Raw genomic sequence first — 21,197 nt, forward strand, 5'->3', positions numbered from 1 at the left:
AAGGCAGTAATGTCATAGCTGAGCAGTACTAATTGCCCGAAAGCTTACCTACGCTGTGTTACAGTTTCTACGATATATGTTATCCCGATAGGAATCGGGATAGTACCAAGTACGATGTACAAGGTACCAAGAACAATAAAATATTACATACCGAACAGGTATCAAGATTTAGGCGGCCTAGCGCAGGGGTCCCACCTCTTCCCATCCCGAACAGAGAAGTTAAGCCCTGCCGCGCCGATGGTACTGGGGTTACACCCGGGAGAGTAGGTCGCCGCCACATTATTCAAACCTCAGTCTAGCGACTGGGGTTTTTGTGTTTTAGGGCTTTTTCCATTCCGGAGCAGTAGCGTAGAACTTGTCCCGAATATCGGGAACCTGTCCCGAGCATCGGGAACCTGTCCCGAATATCGGGAACCTGTCCCGAGCATCGGGATCACTGCCGTATAATTTTAAGCCCTTTGGTTGATCCCAGAGGGCTTTTGTTGTTTAAAGTTCTTTCCCACAAACTTGCACCGTGATGTTCTTTTTTTGGATTCTAGTGAATTCTAGACAATAGTTTACTTTTCATTTTTAGAATATTGTTGCAGTTTTGCATCAAATCAAGAATAATGGCTGTACTCTTCAAAGGTCTTAACCTTTACGCTTCAGGAAAATCCACACAAGGGGATTTTGTTTTTGATCAAGGCATCTTGAAGCCCTTTCATGACTCTTTAAAAGACACTATAGAAGTCGAAATCCAAGCTGATGGCTGGCATGCCAGTAGTGGTTGGATAGATCTTAGGGTGATGGCTGGTGAGCCAGGGCTTGAGTATAAAGAAACTCTTGAGACGCTATCGGAGGCATTGGCGTATGGAGGCTTTTCACATGCAGTATTGCTGCCTAATACAGAGCCTACCATTCAATCCAAAACTGATGTGGATTTTGTGAAATCAAAAAGTGCTCGGTTTACGCCTGAACTTATTGTCCAAGGAGCTGTCACCAAGGATACACATGGAGAAGACTTCACTGAGATCTTAGATATGCACTATCAGTCTGGTGTAAAGGTGTTTGGCGATGGTATCGTCCCACTTTCTAATAGTGATAGATTTCTTAAAGCAATCCAATACCTTCAGAAATTTGATGGGATTTTATTTGATCATTCTTATGATCCTCTATTAGCTATTTTTGGTCAAATGCATGAGGGGGAAATATCCACTCATCTTGGCATGAAGGGGATCCCTAGCATGGCTGAAGAAGTCGCTATTCATAAAAATCTTGAATTGATCCGATACGCAGGGGGAAGAGTACATTTTCAAACCCTCAGTACTATAAAGGGCGTGGAACTGATTCGACAAGCGAAAGCTGAAGGGCTTTCCGTCACTTCCGATGTGTCTCTTTACCAACTTTTGTTTACAGATTCAGATTTGGCTGATTTTGACCCGAACTACAAGGTGAAGCCGCCATTCAGAGGTGAGGAAGATAGACTTGCGTTATTGGCAGGACTTCAGGATGGGACTATCGACGCTATTGTTTCCAATCACCAGCCTCAAGACTTTGATGCCAAATTTATGGAATTTGATTTGGCAAGCTTTGGAATGGCAGGCTTGCAGGCTTTTTTGCCTGGACTTGTTCAATTGGAATCAGAGCTGGGCTGGGAGTTGCTTCTGGAGAAAATCACGAAAGGTCCTGCAGATGTTTTGCAATTGAAAGGACCAGAAACCTGGACGATATTTGATCCAAGTGAAAAGTGGAAGTATGACTCCAGCGCCAATAAATCCTTGGCTTCAAATCACCCATGGTTTGGTCAGGAATTGCAAGGCAAAGTGAAATATGTGATCCAAAAAGGTCAATTGATCGGAATCGATGGGTAAATACTTTACTTCTGCATATCAGTTTGGAACTTTGGGAGGGATCTTGAGTCTTATGGCTTTCGGAATTTTAGCTTGGTTGCAGCCGGATCCCACAAATCTCAATTTGATTTTTGGATACATTCTTACTCCAGTCTCCTTGTTTTTAGCTTTGAAATATTTCAAGGATTATACCAATCAAGGCTTTCTTTCCTTTGCCGAGGGAATGTCGGTAGGCTTCGTGACCTATTTGTTGATAGCGGTGATTTCCTGTATGGGGATTTGGATCATCTTGTTGCTATTTCCCGAATTTTTCGAAGCGATTAAAGCATCAAAAATTGAAGTGTTGCTTACCAGCAAAGACACTATAGTGTCTCAAGTAGGGGAAGAATCCTTTGAAAATACCCTCAGTAGCGTTCAGGCAATGGTGCCATTTGACATCGGATTGAATGACGGCTTATGGAAAATCATCCCCGGTCTGTTTTTTAGCATTATTATTTCTATTATTTTAAGAAAAAATCCTAATTAAATTATTTATGGAAGAGCAACAATCTCCTTTTAAAGCTGCAATCAAGCCTGGGTTGACCATTGGTCTGATCTCAATGGCTTTGACTTATGTAGCTTATTTTATTGATTCCTCTCTACTGGCATCTGGCTGGTTTGGATTGATCGCAATTGTGGTGTTTTTTGTTTTGATTATTTTCTTTGGTAGACAATACAGAGCAGAACTAGGGGGCTTTATGAGCTTTGGTACGGCCTTTAATTTCAGTTTCATAACCATGATTATTTCAGGTCTGGTAGGACTGATTGGTCAGATTCTATTGTTCCATGTGATTGACCCGTCTCTACCGGATGTGTTGGCAGATGCTGCCCTGAAGTCTTCGATGGAAATGATGGAGAGCTTTGGAGCAAACCCGGATGATATCCCTACCGAGCAATTGGATGAAATGAAGGCTGCTACGGAAGGTAACTTTACATTAGTAGGTCAAATCAAAAACTTTGGCTTTGGTTTGGTCATTTATGCGATTATCGCCTTAATTTTGGGAGCTATACTCAAAAAAAGAGACAAGTCTCTAGATTATTAAAATGCTTCAAATTTCCGCCGTCGTTCCTGTTTACAACGAGGAAGAATCTTTACCAGAATTAACTCAATGGATCAGCCGGGTCATGCATGACCACGGCTTTTCTTATGAGATCATTTTTATCAATGACGGCAGCACGGATCAATCCTGGCATGTGATACAGCATCTCAGCAAGACGAATGGGAATGTGAAGGGGGTAAATTTTACCCGTAATTATGGTAAATCCGCAGCTTTGGATGCTGGTTTTCAAAAAGCCCAAGGGAAAGTGGTCGTGACTCTGGATGCAGATCTTCAGGATAGTCCTGAGGAGATCCCAGCACTCTATGCGATGATCACTGAAGGTGGTTTTGATGTGATCTCTGGATGGAAAAAGGAGCGTCATGACCCGATAACCAAGACCATCCCGTCAAAATTTTTCAATGCTGTCACGAGATATATCTCCGGTATCAAGCTTCATGATTTTAATTGTGGGCTCAAAGCTTACCGTCTGAAGGTGGTAAAGAATATTCAAGTCTATGGTGAGATGCACCGCTATATTCCACTTCTGGCCAAATGGAATGGCTTTGGGAAGATCGGTGAAAAAGTAGTACAGCATCAGGCAAGAAAATACGGTGATTCGAAATTTGGGATAGAACGTTTCCTCAATGGTTTCTTGGATCTGATCTCGGTTTCCTTTGTGCATCGATATAAGAAAAAGCCAATGCACTTCTTTGGGCTATTGGGGTCAATCTCATTTTTGACGGGATTTGTGATCACCTGCTGGCTTATTTTTGAAAAAGTATATGGACTTAGCCAAGGTATGAAGGTGCGTGAAATCGTAGATCAGCCACTCTTTTTCCTTGCTTTGGTTGCATTGATTATTGGAGTTCAACTTTTTGTAACCGGATTTATCGCTGAGTTGATGACCTCCAATCAATCCAAAGAAGCGGAGTACAAAATCGATGAAGAGCTGAATTTTGATTTTTGATGCTGTTTTCGGTTATCATACCGGTTTACAATCGGCCTGAGGAGCTTCGTGAATTGCTGACGAGTTTGCTTGGGCAGACTTACTCTCAGTTTGAAGTCATTATTGTCGAAGATGGTTCGTCACAATCGTCCCAGTCTGTAGCGGAGAGCTTTCAGGATAGGTTGAACCTGCACTACATTTATCAAGAGAATTCGGGGCAGGGCTTTGCGAGAAATCATGGGATGGAGCAGGCCAAAGGTGATTTTTTTGTCATCATCGATTCGGATGTGATTTTGCCGGACTTTTATTTAGAGAAATTGAATGAAGCCATCAATAATCGAAACCTGGATGCATTTGGCGGTCCGGATGCTGCCAAGGAGGATTTTTCTCCACTGCAAAAAGCGATGGACTATGCGATGACTTCATTTTGGACGACTGGTGGCATTCGCGGGAAAATGAAAGACCCAGGAAAATATCAGGCCAGAGGTTTTAATATGGGAGTATCCCGTTCTGTATTTGAGGATTTGGGAGGCTTTGTCGATCCGAATAGAGGTGAAGATATCGAATGGAGTATTCGTATTAAAAAAACCGGATATAAGCTTGAATTGGTGGAAGAGGCTTTTGTCTACCACAAAAGGAAAAACACAATTCAGAGTTTTGCAAAACAGGCTTTTTCGTTTGGCCAAAACAGGGTCAATGTTTCCCGATTTCATCCTGGAGCGATCAAGCTGGTTCACTTGTTCCCTAGTCTATTTCTGATCTTTTTGCTGCTTACATTAGTAGGCTATTTGCCGAGCACACTAGTATTTCAGAGATTTCTACTGGCTTTTTGGGGCGGGATGATACTTCTGAGCGCTATATCTCAAACTCACTCGCTATGGACTGGTTTTCTTGCTTTGCTCTGTTCTGTTATTCAGCTCTGCAGCTACGGATTGGGACTTCTTGTTGAGCTTGTCAGAAAGACTCTTTACGCTTAGTTTCCTTTGCTACAAACAAAGATGACTTCGTTGGGAGGAAGTGAGAATTTCGAAACTTGCTCTTGGGGAAGTTCTTTTACAAATTTATTCTCTTCTATCGCGATTCCAGATTTTCGAAGTCTAGCGGCATAGTCGTTCCCATATTTTCGTACATGGTCTCTTTGCCCAAATATCCGTTCACGCTCTGCAGGGTCTGTGATCGTATTGTCTTCCAAGGTTTCAGGAAGGTCATATACCGGCGATTGGAGTATTCCCCAGCCATTGGGTTTTAAAACGCGGTTAAACTCCTGACAGGCCTTAATATCACTTTCTACATGCTCCAAGACATGATTGCAAAAGACCACGTCGAAAGAGTTGTCAGGAAAAGGAATGTCATGAACATCCATTTTGACTTTTGCCAGAGGGGATTCAATGTCTGCTGTGATATAGTCAAGATTGGGCAAAGCTTCAAATCTTTCAATAAAGCAATGCTCCGGAGCTACATGAAGAACCTTCAAAGGCGCTGTGAAAAACTCAGTTTTTTCCTTTAGAAAAAGCCACATCAGGCGATGTCTCTCCAGAGAAAGACAGTTGGGACAAAGGGCATTTTCTCTGGCCACTCGACCATATGGCAAAAACTTTTTATACTCTTTGAGGCAAACAGAACATTGCACTCCCTTGCCTTGATTTGACACTGCGAGAACTTTCATCGCCAAAGGACTGATTCGCTGTAGAATCGGTCTAGGGATGTATCGGATGACAAAACTGATGATTTTTTTCATAGCGTTTTCAGGCCGCAAGATAAGGATTCCTGATGGAGTCAGAGGAGAAAATGGAAAATGACTCATTTAGGATTTTTAAGAAACTCTCTCGGATGAGGGATTTGCAAATGAGGTAACTATCATTATTTTAGTTGAACTCTTTTAAAATAATAGCAGACTCTATGATCGCTCGAAGGTTCTTTTTTCTCATTGTGTTTTTTGGTGCCGCCTTTTTTTGCAAGTATTCTTTTGCACAAGAATCCATGACTTATTCTCTGGCGGAAATGGTACAGCAGGCAAAAGATCGCTCTCCTGCAGCTTTACGCGCTGCTACAAAACGCGAAAACTTATATTGGCAATACAGGCTTTTCAAATCTAACTATAACCCTCAATTGCGATTAAATGGGACTATTCCCAGCTATTCCCAGGCCTTCAATAGTATTACTCAACCCGATGGTTCGATTGAATTTTTGGAAGTACAGCAAAATTTGATGGACTTAGAGTTGGGTTTGCAGCAGGTGATTTCGCCAACGGGTGGTACGATATCTGTCAATACTTCTACCAATCGATTTGATGATTTTCTGGCTGGACCCAATGACGTACAGACTCAATATTCCGGCGTTCCGATCAATGTGAGGCTTTCGCAGCCGCTCTTTGCATACAATGCTTACAAGTGGGATAAGAAAATCCAACCGCTTGTTTTTGAAGAAAGCAAAAGAGAATTTGTGCAGGAAATGGAAGAAGTGTCCATGAATGTGACGCAATTGTTTTTTACATACCTGATTTCCCAAGTCAACCTTGAAATAGCCCAGCAAAACCTGATCAATTCGGAGGAGATTTTTTCAATCGAGAAAAAGAGGTATGAGTTGGGGACGACTTTCGAAGATAAACTTTTACAAATAGAGCTACAGGTATTGCAGGCCCAGCAGGATCAGGCCCAGGCCAAATTGGATCTGGAAAGCTCCGCTCTTGCGGTGAATTCATTTATCGGTTTGGATCCCAATACCCAGATTAGATTGCTTTCTCCAGAAGATATTCCCGAGTTTGAGGTCGATGTAGAGGAAGCAATTTTACTGGCCTTCCAAAATCGGGCAGATGCACTTGGCTTTGATCGGAGAAAACTGGAGGCTGAAGCTTTAGTAGCTCAGGCAAAGGGGGAGCGTCTAACTATGCAGCTGAACGCTAGCTATGGCTATAACAATGCAGCATTCAATTGGGCTGATATTTACCAAAATCCCAATACGCAGGCATTAGTCAGTTTGGGATTGTCGGTACCGATCTTGGACTGGGGTAGAAATAAAGCCAGAATGGCTCAGGCAAATGCAAATCAGCAATTGGTGGAATATACGGTGCAGCAGGATTTGATCAATTTTGAGCAAGAGATTTTCACCAAAGTCAAAAATTTTCTGATGATCCGCGAGCGCCTGCATGTGACCAAAACTTCCGATGATGTAGCTCAGAGAAGATATGAGATTGCACTCAAACGCTATCAGACTGGCAATGTCACCATCACAGATCTCAATATCGCGCAATCCGAAAAAGATACCAATCGCCGTGCATATTTCACTGCCTTGCAGGAGTTTTGGTTGGCTTACTATGAGCTAAGATCATTGACCTTATATGATTTCGAAAACAGAGAGCTGCTTTATGTGCCGGAGCTTTCTGATACAGAGTCTTGATATTATTTGGGAAGCCGACCGGCTTTCTTGAGCGCTTCCCGAATGATCCATTCCAGCTGGCCATTGGTGCTGCGAAATTCATCTGAAGCCCATTTTTCGATGGCCTTCATGGTTTCTTCGTCTATTCTCAGTGCAAAAGCTTTCTTCTTTGCCATAATCTAATCCTCCTCCCAGTCTCTCAAAAAGGCCTTCAATTCTTTGCCTTTTTTGGTTCCCAACATGATTTTCTTTTTTTCTCCTACATCGATGAGTATGCCTTCATCGCCTAAGATGCTGTAAGCTTTGGTAGTTCGGTTTCCCTTGAGGCCCCAACCCCCATAATCGCTAATCGGGCTGTAGTTGATGACCTTTACGGATTTTATTTGGCTCTTTGCGATGATTCTCCACTTGTTGATAAAGGGGGAAAATTTGAAATGAATCCCTTTAGAATCAATTCTAGTCTTTAACTGAATATTCATCAACAGCAGAAAGGCTGCTGCCATGATGACGAGAACGATTATGAGATGTAGATACGATTTGCTCGCCTCTTCTTCGGAGTTCAATACTAAAACCAAAACCAAAATAAGCATAGGGATCTCGGTCATGAGAATCAAGTACATGACCCAAGACCCCCTGTAATTTTGGGTTTCGTTGAAAACCTGGTAGCCCATCTTTACTGGTGTAGTGTACCTACATTGAGTACAGGACTGGCACTTTTGTCAGAGCAAAGGACAACCATCAGGTTGGAAATCATCGTGGCCTTTTTTTCCTCATCAAACTCAATGATTTCTTTCCCCTTCAAATCTTCCAGAGCCATCTCTACCATGCCTACGGCGCCTTCGACGATTTTCTGTCTGGCTGCCACGATGGCCGTAGCTTGCTGTCTCTGAAGCATAGCTGATGCGATTTCAGACGCATAAGCCAAGTGAGAGATTCTAGCTTCGATTACTTTGATTCCCGCATGATTCAGGCGGTCGACGATTTCTGCTTCTAAAGAGTGGTTGACTTCCTCTACTCCGGATCTGAGTGTGACTTCAGCGTCCTCATCTTCAAAATTATCATAGGGATAAGAGCCAGCCATTTTTCGTACAGCTGCGTCAGACTGGAGATGAACAAAGTTTTCATAGTCATCCACATCGAATGTCGCTTTGAATGTGTCCTCTACTTGCCAGACGACGATTGTTCCGACCATCACGGGATTCCCTATTTTGTCATTGACTTTGAGGGGTTTGTTTTCAAAGTTTCTTACTCGAAGGGAAATTTTCTTTTTGGTCATAAAAGGATTTACCCAAAAGAAACCATTTGCTTTTACGGTTCCTTTGTAATCGCCAAAAAGCAAGAGAACCATGGCCTTGTTGGGTTCTACAATAAAGAATCCTGGAATGCAAAAGAGAGCGATGATCAATAGGGGGGCTCCGACTATTGGATTTCCATTGAGTAGCATGAATATTCCGAAGGCTATCGCGGCCAAGATGATCAATATCATGACATAGCCAGAACTGGGTTTGATTATTTTTTCCATTTTATTATGATGTTAAAATGATATCATATTGAATTACGTTATAAAAATTGGAATGTTCAAAAAAATGCAAAAAAAAAGCCCCGAATTGTTCGAGGCTTGCAATGATTTATTTCGAGTTAGGACTTCTTTGTAAATAAAGAATCTACAAATTCTTTTCTGTTAAATATCTGAAGATCAGTCATTTTTTCGCCAACTCCGATGTATTTGACAGGGATTTTGAACTGATCACTGATGCCGATGACCACTCCACCTTTGGCGGTGCCATCTAGTTTGGTGATCGCCAAAGAGGTGATTTCGGTGGCTTTAGTGAATTCTTTTGCCTGAATGAAAGCGTTCTGTCCTGTAGAGCCATCGAGTACCAGTAGAATCTCATGCGGTGCATCTGGGATGAATTTCTGCATGACCCGTTTGATTTTGCTGAGCTCGTTCATCAAGTTTACTTTGGTATGCAGTCTTCCGGCTGTATCCACGATGACGACGTCGGCTTTTTGCTCGACTCCCTGCTTGACAGCATCGAAGGCTACGGAAGCGGGGTCTGTGTTCATACCATGCGAGATGACTGGTACGCCTACGCGATTGCCCCAGAGGATCAGCTGATCGACAGCGGCAGCTCGAAAAGTATCTGCGGCGCCCAGGATTACATTTTTGCCAGCATTTTTGAAGAGATTCGCCAGTTTGCCTATGGTAGTAGTTTTTCCAACTCCATTGACACCTACCACCATGATGACATAGGGCTTCTTGCCTTCAGGAATATCAAAATCCAAAAAGTCCTGCGAATTGTTTTCTTCTAGAAGAGCAGCAATTTCTTCTTTGAGGACTAGATCCAGTTCTTGAGTATTGAGGTATTTGTCCCGTGCAACCCGCTCTTCGATCCTATTGATGATCTTGATCGTAGTGTCGACGCCCACGTCTGAAGTAATCAGGATCTCTTCGAGTTCATCGAGAATCTCTTCATCTACCTTGGATTTGCCGACTACGGCTTTGCTCAGTTTGGAGAATATGTTTTCGTTGGACTTTTGGAGCCCTTGATCCAGACTTTCTTTTTTGTCTTTGGAGAAAAAACCGAAAATACCCATACTACAGTTTTTTAAAAGTGGAATATAATGAAAAAGTCCCTGCTGACCGATGGACAGAGGGACTGAAAATCATTACGATGCTTTTGGCAAATTATTTTTTCAAGGTATCCTGCACCGCAGTGGAAGGAACCATCTCTTCTCTGAAGGTATATGCGCCAGTTTTGTCAGACTTTACGGCTCTGATCACTTTGGAGTAAGATACGCCACCTTCTTTTTTTAGGGTTGCTACTACTTTCTTAGCCATATCTTTGTTGTTTTATCGGAGGCTAGCTCCGAAATTATTACTTGATTTCTTTATGAACAGTAACTTTTTTCAAGATAGGGTTGAATTTTTTCAACTCCAATCTTTCAGTAGTGTTCTTTCTGTTCTTGGTAGTGATGTATCGAGAAGTACCAGGCATGCCAGAGGTCTTATGCTCTGTGCATTCCAAAATCACTTGTACTCTATTTCCTTTCTTAGCCATCTTTCTATTCGTTTATATCGTCGTGACTTTGATTATCTGATTACAATCATTCCTTTATCCTGAGCATCTTTCAATACTGCAGTGATACCTTTCTTGTTGATCGTCTTCAATGCTTTAGAGCACACTTTCAAAGTGATCCATGCGTCTTCTTCAGGAACGTAGAATGTCTTCTTATGAAGATTTGGGTAAAATCTACGCTTGGTCTTGTTGTTTGCATGGGACACGTTGTTACCTACTCGAGGTCTTTTTCCGGTAATGTCACAAACTTTTGCCATGATTCTTTATCGTAATTTGAATGCGTTTCTGTAATGAGTCTGCAAATATCGGAACTTTTTGGGAATTAGCAACAAAGGGATTTAAAAATATTCGAAATACTTTTTCAATCCTTGGAATAGGGGCAGTGTTTGCATCCATTTCCACAGCAATAGCCCCTTTTAAGGTGATATTTGGCAGTGAAGACCATGAGCCCTTGCTCATTGATATAATAGTCTCCGGATTCCAAAGTCGGTAAGCTGCTCTTCTTTTCGGGTTTCATTCTTTTGCCGCTAGCGCAATTCTTATATTTGTGACAGTGGAATCATTTTAGAAACCAAAATTACAAAAAAACATGGAGACCATCACTTCTAGCAAGCAAGCAATCGCCCTCGAAGACCAGTACGGAGCGCACAATTATCACCCTTTGCCCGTTGTCTTGACTCGTGGGGAAGGAGTATTCTTGTGGGATGTAGAGGGGAAAAAGTACTATGACTTCCTTTCGGCCTATTCGGCCGTCAATCAGGGGCATTGCCATCCAAGAATCAAAAATGCTCTAATCGAGCAAGCTGGCACCTTGACTTTGACCTCAAGAGCCTTTTATAATGATGTTTTAGGACCCTTCGAAAAGTATGTGACCGAATATTTCGGGTTTGACAAAGTCCTCCCTATGAACACCGGTGCTGAAGGAGTGGAAACAGCTATTAAGATCGCCAGAAAATGGGGCTATGAAAGAAAAGGCGTGGCTGAAAACGAAGCGAAAATCATCGTAGCTGAAAATAATTTTCACGGGCGTACTACCACTATCATTTCATTTTCCAATGATCCGGTAGCGCGGAAGAATTTTGGACCTTATACCAATGGGTTTGTAAAGATACCTTATAATGATGTAGATGCATTGGAAGAAGCATTGAAGCTACCCGGAGTTGTGGGCTTTTTGGTAGAGCCGATTCAGGGAGAGGCAGGAGTCTATGTGCCAGATGAAGGATATCTGAGTAAGGCAAATCAATTGTGTAAGGATAGTCAGGTTTTGTTTATAGCTGACGAAATCCAAACCGGGATTGCACGTACCGGTAAACTTTTGGCAGTAGATCATGAAAATGTAAAGCCTGATATGTTGATTTTGGGCAAAGCTATTTCTGGTGGTTTTTACCCGGTGTCAGCTGTGCTAGCGGATAAGGATGTGATGGATGTGATCCAGCCAGGTCAGCATGGGTCTACTTTTGGAGGTAATCCGCTCGGCGCCAAAGTGGCTATGGCCGCATTGGATGTGATCAAAGATGAGAAATTGGCTGAAAACGCTGAGTATCTTGGAGCCATCTTCAGGACACGGATGCAAAAAGTAGTGGATAAATATCCTATTGCTAAGTTGGTAAGAGGCAAAGGTCTGCTAAATGCCGTAGTGATCAATGATGCTGAAGAAAGCTCTACTGCCTGGGATATCTGTGTGCGACTAGCTGAGCTTGGGCTTTTGGCAAAACCTACCCATGGGAATATCATCCGTTTTGCACCGCCATTGGTCATGACTGAGGAGCAGATTCACGAGTGCTGCGATATCATCGAAAAGGTGATAGCCGAATTTGATAAAAAATAAAATTCAATGAACTGATTTCGGGTCGCTTTCTGTTTTGTGCGGAAAGCGATCTTTTTATTTAAACCTACACCATGAGTCAAGCAGTAATTTTCGATATGGACGGGGTGATCTGTCACACCAATCCGTTTCATTCACTAGCATTTAAAGAATTTTTTTCAAAGAGAGATATGCAGCCTTCCGAAGAGGAGTTTGCAGCTCATATGTACGGGAAAAGTAACTCTTATATTATGAGTCATTTTTTTCAGAGAAAGATAGAGGGGCAGGAATTACTGGACTTAGAGGATGAAAAAGAAGGGTTGTTTCGGGAGATTTATCAGCATCATATCGATCCCATTCCGGGTTTTTTGGAGTTTTTCAAAAGTCTCAAAGTAGCTGGGCTCAAGACAGGAGTGGCAACGTCAGCTCCTCGGGCCAATTTGGATCTGATTGCTGGTAGACTGGATTTGTTTCCTCATTTTGGTTCGGTGATGGCCAGCGAAAATGTGTCCAAACATAAGCCGGATCCTGAAGTGTATCTCAAGTCCGCGCATAATTTGCAAGTAGCACCTCAGGACTGCTTGGTATTCGAAGATTCTTTTTCGGGTGTGACTGCAGGACTGAATGCAGGCATGAAAGTCGTGGCTGTTTTGTCTTCTCATACCAAGGATGAATTACCGGAAAGCCACTATTACATTCAGGATTACAGGGAGATTTCCGTTGAAAAAGTGAAAGAACTCTTGGGTTAAAAGCGCTGATGGGCTTCATATTTAGGAAAACAATTCTTAACAATCGGCTGAACGTCATTTAGTGATAATATGGGGTTTTGTCTGTTTTGTCGATTTAATCTGCTGTTTTTTAAATATTTCCAAAATAGTGGGCTTCAGTTCCTTTTATTAAATCATTAGGGAAGGAAACAATTTGATAACATTAGGGAAGCAATAAGGACATTTTTTAACCTCACTTTTGCACCGCTGTACAATTAATTAACACCTTATTCATCTTCTTGTCATGCGAATTTTGTTCGCGGCAGTCCTCCTTACTGTGGGGATGAGTTTGTCTTCCGCTTTTGCAAGGGGCGAGCAGACAGATTCACTGCCATCTACCGAACCTCCTGTGGCCAAAGCCAAAGGGTGGTTTGAGAATATCCGTCTGCGCGGATATGCTCAGCTGAGATACAATGGGCTACAGACCAACCCGGATCTGTCGTGTAGTCAATGTGATAAATCCTGGGGAGGAAATTCTGGATTTACCTTTAGGAGGATACGTCTGGTATTTTCAGGACAGATTCACCCACGGGTATTCTTTTATATCCAGCCAGACTTTGCATCGCTTGGTGCTAATATGGGCCAAATACGAGATGCGTATTTTGATGTGGGACTGGATCCCAAGAATGAGTTTAGATTGAGGATCGGTCAGTCCAAAATTCCATTTGGATATGAAAACCTGCAGTCTAGTTCCAATCGATTGCCTTTGGATCGAAATGACGCGCTTAATTCAGGTATGCCCAACGAGCGGGATTTGGGCGTGATGTTTTACTATGCGCCTACTGAAATCAGAGAAAGATTTGGGCATTTGAGAGCTACTGGACTGAAAGGATCCGGTGACTATGGGATGTTTGGATTCGGAGTATTCAATGGACAGGGACCCAATAACCCTGACAAAAATGACAGCTTCCACATGGTAGGGAGATTTACCTATCCATATCTGTTTGAGTCAGGGCAGATCGTAGAGGCTTCCATCCAAGGGTATGGCGGGAAATACGTCATCACCAGAAATCCACTTACTGACTTTGATCAGACTGAGTTTGGGGAGTATCGCGTCGCCACTACGCTAGTGGTTTATCCTCAGCCATTTGGTTTCCAAGCGGAATACAATTGGGGAAGAGGTCCGGAGTATGATCCCGAAACCAACGATGTCAAAGATGCTCCATTGAGTGGTGGCTATATGATGATCAATTATCACATTGTCTCTGGGGAAAAGAGGTTTATTCCTTTTACCAGATTCCAATATTATAAAGGAGGGAAAAAGTTTGAAATGGATGCAACGAAGCATCGTGTCAAGGAGTTGGAGCTGGGTGTAGAGTGGCAGTTCAATAAAAGCTTCGAACTCGTGACGATGTATACTTTCTCAGACCGGACATTCGAGAATTCACTCAATCCGGATAATAGGCAAAGGGGAAGGCTACTACGCCTTCAGGCTCAGGTGAATTTTTAAAAAAATAGAATTTTAGTAGAAAGCAGAATCTTTTGGTTCTGCTTTTTTTGTTTTATAAGGAATAAAAAATGGTGTTAAACTCATTTTAGATTCATAGAATTTTTGGAATAGTGAAATTGTAGAATTTTGCTTTTTGATGTGATTTTTTGAAAGATTGACTAATTTTTTTGTTGAAAGGTGCTCAATGAATCTTTTTTATTTTTTATGTAAAATGCTTACATTCAGACTGTTGTTGTTTAGTTAATTTTTAGATCCAGATTTTTTATGGCTAATGTAGGATTACCTTTTGAATCGTTACTTTCTGATACAGGACTAGGACAGTTGAAAGATCAGCTGGATCAATTGCTGGCAAATCCTGCTGATACGGCCGAGATGGTTTTTGAGCATCTCAAGGATCACCTAGACGCTCCGCTGGAGCTTCCTGTGACTGTTTCCAAAAATGAATTAGATCAATACATTATAGAAGCAAAAGAAAATTTGCTTAATAACAGTCAGGACTTTTTTCTCCACGAACTGGAGTCGGTCTTGAATAGTTTTCAAATCGTACTCAATGATACTGCGACCCAAGTAGAAAATGTCTTGATGGAAGGGGAGACGCAGTTGCAGTCTTTAAAAGACCGCGTAACTGATGAGCTTTCCAAAATACCGTACACGGTCGGTATCCGGGATGCCAATGGGGCCAAGGAGTTTTTTATTACCCAAACAGGACCTATAGAGTCAAAATTGCATGGAGTGGAACTTGAGCTGCTCAGTTCCTCTTTATCGTTCACGGCTTCCGAGCTGACTGCATTGCAGATTTCTGTAAAAGTACTCCTGCCTGAATTGCAAAATGAGGATGGATCTGGACCGCATGAGCTAACGCTTGATATAGAATATGGCAACGGAGTTTTCACGGGTACAGCTGGAAATATACCCGCTGCTAGATTGCAGGGATTTCAGGCTACCATTGATGAGTTGACATTGGTCATAGAGAATGGGGATTTTCAGTCTGGGACAGCGATCAGTGGAGAGCTTGTATTTGATTTTTTAGATGATGGAGCGAGTGGTCCGGGGAAAATCGAATTTTCAATATCTCTTCTCAATGATGGAGATGTGCAATATCAAGCTCAAAATCCAGAAGGCCAAGAGCTCAAAAAAGGAAGTATTTCTATATTTTTTGAACAAATAGAGATCACAACCCATTCTGCAGCTCCCACAGACATAGCTATTAATGGCTGGGCAGAGATGGCTGGAGTAGTGGATTCTTCTACCCAGCAGCCAGCCAAAACAACTTTCTCCTTTAGCTATGCTGACCCTCACTTTGAATTTACCGGAACGGATTTTATTCCGATACCCGTTGGGTTTGGTACAGCTACTTTTGATTCTGTTTTTCTAAGAATCCACAAAGACGGGAGTCTGGTGGAGAGTACTTGGGTAGGAGATCTCGGCATTCCACTATTTTCGGACGGTCAGATCGAATTCGAGGTTGTGTTTGAAGATGAGCAAACTGACCGATTGAAACTCGAACTGTCCACAAGTCATCCACTTGCGCATGGAGGGTTTGTACTTGATCTGCAGCAATATGAGATGCTCTACGAAAATGGCAGCCTGCAGGATATTACCGGCAATGGCGCATTGACAATTCCGGTGGTGACTACCGGCACTCCGATCCAGTTGGGCATTCAGTATAACAAAGTCAATAGCAATGAAAATCTGATTCTGTCTGCTTCTGATTTTGGAACACCCGAATTGGCAGGATGTCAGCTTGAATTTTCTCAGCTTCAATTTCAGTTTTTGAATGGGAGCTTTTCGACAAGTTTGATTAAGGGAAAGATAAAACTGCCTGATGCCACGGATGGAGCAGGGATTTCTTTCGACTTGAATTTTTCCAATCAAGGTGATGATTACACAATTCAACTAACAGGAGCTCCTCAAAACAACACGCTGGAATTTGGTCCTTTGGCATTGCAAGTGGATGACTTTGAATTGATAGTTGCCAATACGCAGCTTCAATCAGTTGAAGGGAGCGGTACCCTCCAGATTCCGGGTTTGAGTGAGGCTTTTGTGTTCAGCTTTGATGTGACAGTCAATGGGGAAAATACCACGTATGCCTTTCAAATAGCCAACGTAGTCGCTGAAATAGGCGGGTTTAATCTGACCTTTACTCAAATCAATTTTTCATGTCAGAAATCTGGGCCCTATACTGCCGGAGCCAACGGGAGTTTGACTTTGCCGGTTTTTGATGACGAAGGAAGTCTGGACTTTGAGTTTACGTTTGGGACAGGAGATGATTATGAAATAGCGGTAAATAGCGGGTCTCAATTTGTCCGGTTTGGAGACTTTGAGCTGAATCAGGTTCAGTTTGCAATTGAGGTGGAGGCAGGAATCGTCCAAAATTTCAGCGGTTCAGCAAACCTTCAGATCCCTGGATTTGGTACCCCTTCGTCTGTTTCTATCAATTATACCCAAGTTCAGGATCAATACCTGATCAATCTTCAGAATCCCTTGGATGTGGAGTTGTTTGGAGGACAGCTGACAATGGCTTCTCTAGACTTTGAGATTCGAAATGGATCCTTTGAAAGTGGTGAAGCTACTGGGACATTTAAGCTTCCAGATTCTACTGGAGGTGCTGGAATCCAGTATGAACTTACAGTCGGAAATTCAGGTAATGACTATTCTCTGAATCTTACAGGAAATCCGGATCAAAATACCCTTGAGTTTGGACCTGTGGTTTTACAGTTTCAGAGCTTTTTGATGACCGTTCAAAACGGAGATTTGCAATCCCTCTCTGGAGCAGGTTCCTTACAGTTTCCTGGTCTTAGTCAGCCCTTTACTTTTGGTATCACGGTGGACAATTCAGGCGCCACTCCTTTATATATCATTCAGATCAATGATGTCAACGCTGATTTGGATAGTTTCAGCCTGCATTTTGATCAGATCAGGATAGAGAGTCAAAAAGATGTTTCCTTTCAGGCTGATGTCAATGGCGAGGTGACTCTTCCTTTATTTGATGGGAATCCCATAGGTTTTGACGTGTCTGTAGGGACTGGGAATAATTATTCCATCCAAATTGACGGTACCGGGCAGAGCTCCAATTTTGGGATGTTTGTCCTCAGCAATGTAGTATTCAGTTTGGATGTGGAAAATGGGGCTGTCACCCAAGCAAATGGATCAGCGGGATTTCATATTCCAGAATTAACTGAGGCAAATAACCCATTCGGAGTGGCAGTAAACTACTCCAAAAATGGAGCTGAGGATTTTGAACTGACCGCTCAAAATCTTCCGGCCGTTGAGTTGGCAATTTTCACCTTAACCATCAGTCAGCTTTCATTTTTGATCAGAAATGGAGCCTTTGAATCCGGAAATCTGGATGGCTCTCTGACTATGCCTTTTTTCACTGATGGAGGTGGTTTGAATTTTTCTTTCTCTGTCGCTAATGGTGGGAATAGCTACACCGTACTTATTACTTCCACCGGTACTCTGGAAGGGAGTGGTCTGGAGGTAAAGGATATTAATTTGTCTCTGGTGGTCAGTAATGGCAGCTTTCAGTCCATCTCGGGAGCTAGCAAATTTAAGCTTCCCGGAGGAGATGAATTTGTGGATGTGGCAGTTTCCTACAATTCACCACAAAATAAATTGAGTTTTTCAGCCAATGATTTGCCATCCTTTTCTATTGGCGGCTTGACTTTTGATTTTTCTCAGTTTGGGTTTGCGATCCAAAATGGCAATTTGACAGACGCAAATTTTGCAGGAGAATTGACGATCCCTGCATGTGATGATACCCATAATTCTTTGGGCTTTAATTTTAGCCTTACTGATGGCAATAACTATACAATCCAGGCGAATCCAGGAGGTGGAAGAACCGAACTGAAGCTGGGTGATGTCAGCCTTTTTATAGAGCAGTTTGACTTAGAAATTCTCAACGGAGATTTGGAAAGCATCACTGCGGGAGCAGCGCTAGGCTTTTCGGGATTTGAAGAGGAAAACAGCTCTGACCCTGCTGAGATAGGAATTGATTTCAGCTACGCCAAAGCGGAACAAAAATATTCTATTGGTCTTTCACAAAACCAAAAAATCAAGGTTGGAGGATTTGCTTTTACGATCAACGAACTGCAGCTTTCCTTCACTCCGAGTCAATTGACCTATCCTTTTTCCTTTGTAGGAGAGTTGGAAATTCCTGGCCTAAAAGATGAATCCGACCAGCAGGCAAAAGTGGATGTTAGTTTCACGATTCCTTCTGCTGGTAATTTTTCCGCATCCATCGGTAGTACTGCGGTTTTTCACCTTGGAGCTATCAAGATCACCATTTCAGAAATTTCAGTTTCTAAAAATGGCGATGAAATCACAGTAGAATTAGCTGGTACACTGGAGATCGATGGCCTGGGTGATTCCGAAGGTAGTACAGCTATCAGCGTGGATATCATGGTGGATAATCAGGGCGCTTTCAGCGTCTTAGGTGAGGCCAGTCCAGCGGTGAAAGTACTAGATGTCCCTAGTGTCATCAGAATTTACCTCAGCAAAATCGGACTGAGCCGCTCTCAGTCCAATCAGTGGGATTTTAGTCTGGGCGGATTGATTGAAAACCAAATAGTGATCCCAGGCATGGACGACTTGCTTCCAAGTCAGATCAACCTTAAAGATTTAAAGTTTGGGAACACATTCGATATTGACCTAGATGTGCGATGGCCTTCAGGCTTGAGTATTTCTTTTGGAGGTGCCCAAAGTGAGGCTTTGATCCCAGTGAATGGCAAGTTCGGAAATGCTGTGAGTCTGGATGCACTGAAAATCACCTATAAAGATAAAGGAAGTGGAGGAGTAGACTTGGGAATCTCCTTTTCGGGAGCAAGTATCACTCTAGGTCCGGTGGCAGCCTCAGTAGAAGGTCTAGGAATAGAGGCAACATTGACTAAGGCTAGCTTCAGTAATGGTTTGCCGCAAGGAAATTCCAATTTTGGGATAGTCAATATCGATATCAAATTTAAGCCGCCTACAGGGCTGGGTGTTTCTCTCGATACGCCTGTATTTAGTGGAGGTGGTTATTTGTTCTTTGATAAGGATAAAGGTGAGTATGCCGGTGCGGTGGAGCTTTCATTTATGAATCTTTTTGCCGTATCCGCTATCGGTATTATCAACAGCAAAATGCCTGATGGGAAAACGGGAACTTCTGTGCTTTTCATTGTTTCTGTGGAATTTGGAACAGGAATCGCCTTGGGTTTTGGATTCTTTATCTCAGGCTTGGGGGGGATTTTGGGAATACACAGGACGATTCAGGTAGAAAGGCTTCGGGACGGAGTTCGAACCGGCACGATCCAAAATATTCTTTTTCCAAAAGATATCATTGCCAATATCAATAAGATATTGACTGACATCAAAGAGGTATTCCCTGTTAAGCGAGACCAGTTTGTCTTGGGCCCAATGGCTGCTATTACTTGGGGGGTACCTACCATCCTGAGAGTGGATTTGGGAGTTGCCATTGAGTTTGCCAACCCGGTAAGATTTGGGATTTTGGGAGTTTTGAGGGTGATTTTGCCAGATGAAAATGCCGCATTGATCAAAATTCAGGTCGCCTTCTTGGGGATGATTGATTTTGAAAAAGGCATGCTGAGCTTTGATGCCAGTCTTTTCGATTCCAAAGTTTTGACTTTTGGGTTGGAAGGGGATATGGTGTTGCGGATCAGTTGGGGAGCCAAACCGGATTTTGTCTTGTCTGTCGGAGGGTTTCATCCACGGTTTGATCCACCTACCCACTTGCAGATTCCTCCGATGAAGCGGTTAACTTTAAAAATTCTCTCCGGAAACCCTCGATTGACCTTGACCTGCTACTTTGCGGTTACTTCCAATACGGTACAATTTGGGGCAGGGATAGACTTTTATTTTGGAGTTGCAGGATTCAAAGTCGTAGGAGAGTTTGGCTTTGACGTACTTTTCCAATTTTCGCCATTCCGCTTTATTGCGGATGCCAGAGCAAGATTGGCGGTCAAGGCTGGAAGTGCTACGCTACTCAGTCTTTCCTTGGAGTTTAGTTTGGAAGGGCCTACTCCATGGAGAGCCAAGGGTACTGCGAAATTCAAAATCCTGTTCTTCTCTGTCAAAGTCAAATTTGACGTCACGTGGGGGGACAAAAGAGATACGAGTCTTCCGGATATTGCAGTATTCCCGCTCCTCACCGAGGCTATGGAGGATGTCCAAAATTGGAGAAGTGTGCTTTCCAATCCAAATTCTCCGGGATTGCGGATGAAAAATCTTGCCACAGAAGATGAGTTGATTTTGACTCCAAATGGCTCGATAGAGATCAGTCAGAAAATAGTACCACTCAAAGTAGAAATCTCCAAGTTTGGTCAGTTTAAACCATCTGATTTTACCGAATTTGAGATAGAAGAAGTATTGATTGGAGATTCGGGTGCGACTTATACCTATATCCAGGAAGCTTTTGCGCCAGCTAACTTTTTAGTTGTCAAAGACAATGAAAAGCTGAGTTTGCCATCATTCCAAGAGCAAAACTCCGGAGTGAAACTCAGTGGCACCGATGCCCTCGAGTCTGGAGGCGTGGTCGATCGGGAGGTTGAGTATGAGCAGCTGATCATGGATGAAGAACACATCTCAAGGCCTTTGGTCAGAGCAGTGTTCCAGCAAAAAGAAAGCTCCTTCTTCAGTAAAACCGGAGCTGTCGGTAGATCGGCACTTTCAGCGTACCAAAACAGAGTAGTCAACCCTTCCAAAGTCCAACTCAAAAAGCCAGAGTATGCAGTCGTGGGGACGGATGATTTGGCAGTAGTCGGTGAAGCACAAAAACTCAGCTATATGGAGGCCGTGCAGATCGCCAAAAAATCATCCATCATCGGAAAGCAAAGTGTACAAGTAGTAGCAAGTGATGTTTTAGCTCTTTAA

19 protein-coding genes and 1 rRNA gene are annotated in these 21,197 nt (G+C 42.8%); 11 read left to right on the forward strand and 9 right to left on the reverse strand.

The features are described 5' to 3' along the window. Positions 1–168 precede the first annotated feature (168 nt). The 6 genes from rrf (at position 169) to G460_RS0117210 (ending at position 4,831) form a co-directional block, all read left to right on the forward strand. Positions 169–280 (forward strand): 5S ribosomal RNA (gene rrf, locus G460_RS0117185). 328 nt (positions 281–608) lie between these two features. Beyond that, entirely contained in the window at positions 609–1,850 is a 1,242-nt protein-coding gene (locus tag G460_RS0117190) for a dihydroorotase (RefSeq protein ID WP_026956525.1), read from the forward strand. Continuing rightward, positions 1,843–2,355: a DUF4199 domain-containing protein gene (locus G460_RS0117195; protein ID WP_026956526.1), complete on the forward strand. Its 513-nt coding sequence runs from the start codon at positions 1,843–1,845 to the stop codon at positions 2,353–2,355. The genes G460_RS0117190 and G460_RS0117195 overlap by 8 nt, the downstream gene beginning before the upstream one ends. Positions 2,356–2,362: 7 nt before the next feature. Further along, complete coding sequence (locus G460_RS0117200) at positions 2,363–2,911, forward strand: DUF4199 domain-containing protein (protein ID WP_026956527.1); 549 nt, start codon at positions 2,363–2,365, stop codon at positions 2,909–2,911. A 1-nt stretch (position 2,912) separates the two neighbouring features. Next, complete coding sequence (locus tag G460_RS0117205) at positions 2,913–3,875, forward strand: glycosyltransferase family 2 protein (RefSeq protein WP_026956528.1); 963 nt, start codon at positions 2,913–2,915, stop codon at positions 3,873–3,875. Beyond that, positions 3,875–4,831: a glycosyltransferase family 2 protein gene (locus G460_RS0117210; RefSeq protein ID WP_026956529.1), complete on the forward strand. Its 957-nt coding sequence runs from the start codon at positions 3,875–3,877 to the stop codon at positions 4,829–4,831. The genes G460_RS0117205 and G460_RS0117210 overlap by 1 nt, the downstream gene beginning before the upstream one ends. On the opposite strand, the gene G460_RS0117215 is transcribed toward G460_RS0117210, so the two are convergent. Next, on the reverse strand, positions 4,828–5,592 hold the full coding sequence (locus G460_RS0117215; protein WP_026956530.1) for a class I SAM-dependent methyltransferase: 765 nt from the start codon (positions 5,590–5,592) through the stop codon (positions 4,828–4,830). The genes G460_RS0117210 and G460_RS0117215 overlap by 4 nt on opposite strands. 242 nt (positions 5,593–5,834) lie before the next feature. Between G460_RS0117215 and G460_RS0117220 the strand changes: the two genes are divergently transcribed. Continuing rightward, positions 5,835–7,250 carry a TolC family protein gene (locus G460_RS0117220; RefSeq protein ID WP_245578747.1) on the forward strand — a complete coding sequence of 472 codons (1,416 nt, stop codon included), beginning with the start codon at positions 5,835–5,837 and terminating at the stop codon, positions 7,248–7,250. A 2-nt stretch (positions 7,251–7,252) separates the two neighbouring features. Here G460_RS0117220 and G460_RS23090 read toward each other — a convergent pair whose 3' ends face one another. The 8 genes from G460_RS23090 to G460_RS23350 all read right to left on the reverse strand — a co-directional run bounded on the left by G460_RS23090 (position 7,253) and on the right by G460_RS23350 (position 10,826). Further along, positions 7,253–7,405: a type II toxin-antitoxin system antitoxin gene (locus G460_RS23090; RefSeq protein ID WP_084421390.1), complete on the reverse strand. Its 153-nt coding sequence runs from the start codon at positions 7,403–7,405 to the stop codon at positions 7,253–7,255. Between the two features lie 3 nt (positions 7,406–7,408). Beyond that, on the reverse strand, positions 7,409–7,900 hold the full coding sequence (locus G460_RS0117230) for a hypothetical protein (RefSeq protein ID WP_157366953.1): 492 nt from the start codon (positions 7,898–7,900) through the stop codon (positions 7,409–7,411). A gap of 2 nt (positions 7,901–7,902) precedes the next feature. Next, a complete protein-coding gene (locus G460_RS0117235; protein WP_026956533.1) occupies positions 7,903–8,751 on the reverse strand; it encodes an SPFH domain-containing protein in 849 nt (282 codons plus the stop codon). Between the two features lie 116 nt (positions 8,752–8,867). Next, the gene (ftsY, locus tag G460_RS0117240; protein ID WP_026956534.1) at positions 8,868–9,827 is read right to left on the reverse strand and encodes a signal recognition particle-docking protein FtsY; all 960 of its coding nucleotides are present in this window, start codon (positions 9,825–9,827) and stop codon (positions 8,868–8,870) included. 91 nt (positions 9,828–9,918) lie between these two features. Further along, positions 9,919–10,071, reverse strand: a complete 153-nt coding sequence (locus tag G460_RS23095; RefSeq protein WP_084421393.1) for a DUF4295 domain-containing protein — start codon at positions 10,069–10,071, stop codon at positions 9,919–9,921. Between the two features lie 37 nt (positions 10,072–10,108). Continuing rightward, complete coding sequence (gene rpmG, locus G460_RS0117250) at positions 10,109–10,291, reverse strand: 50S ribosomal protein L33 (protein WP_014020702.1); 183 nt, start codon at positions 10,289–10,291, stop codon at positions 10,109–10,111. Positions 10,292–10,323: 32 nt separating this feature from the next. Then, entirely contained in the window at positions 10,324–10,566 is a 243-nt protein-coding gene (gene rpmB / locus G460_RS0117255; RefSeq protein WP_026956535.1) for a 50S ribosomal protein L28, read from the reverse strand. A gap of 104 nt (positions 10,567–10,670) precedes the next feature. Beyond that, entirely contained in the window at positions 10,671–10,826 is a 156-nt protein-coding gene (locus tag G460_RS23350) for a C1orf53 family protein (protein WP_169817526.1), read from the reverse strand. Between the two features lie 72 nt (positions 10,827–10,898). On the opposite strand from G460_RS23350, the gene rocD reads away from it, so the two are divergent. From rocD to G460_RS22730, 4 genes are all read left to right on the forward strand, one after another. Then, positions 10,899–12,137 (forward strand): ornithine--oxo-acid transaminase, encoded by a 1,239-nt coding sequence (rocD, locus tag G460_RS0117265; protein WP_026956537.1) that lies wholly within the window; start codon positions 10,899–10,901, stop codon positions 12,135–12,137. Positions 12,138–12,208: 71 nt separating this feature from the next. Beyond that, a complete protein-coding gene (locus G460_RS0117270; protein WP_026956538.1) occupies positions 12,209–12,862 on the forward strand; it encodes an HAD family hydrolase in 654 nt (217 codons plus the stop codon). Positions 12,863–13,124: 262 nt separating this feature from the next. Continuing rightward, the gene (locus G460_RS0117275) at positions 13,125–14,330 is read left to right on the forward strand and encodes a porin (RefSeq protein WP_026956539.1); all 1,206 of its coding nucleotides are present in this window, start codon (positions 13,125–13,127) and stop codon (positions 14,328–14,330) included. A gap of 264 nt (positions 14,331–14,594) precedes the next feature. Further along, the gene (locus tag G460_RS22730) at positions 14,595–21,197 is read left to right on the forward strand and encodes a DUF6603 domain-containing protein (protein WP_026956540.1); all 6,603 of its coding nucleotides are present in this window, start codon (positions 14,595–14,597) and stop codon (positions 21,195–21,197) included.

This window comes from Algoriphagus vanfongensis DSM 17529 (genome assembly GCF_000429465.1).
Classification (GTDB): Bacteria; Bacteroidota; Bacteroidia; order Cytophagales; family Cyclobacteriaceae; genus Algoriphagus; species Algoriphagus vanfongensis.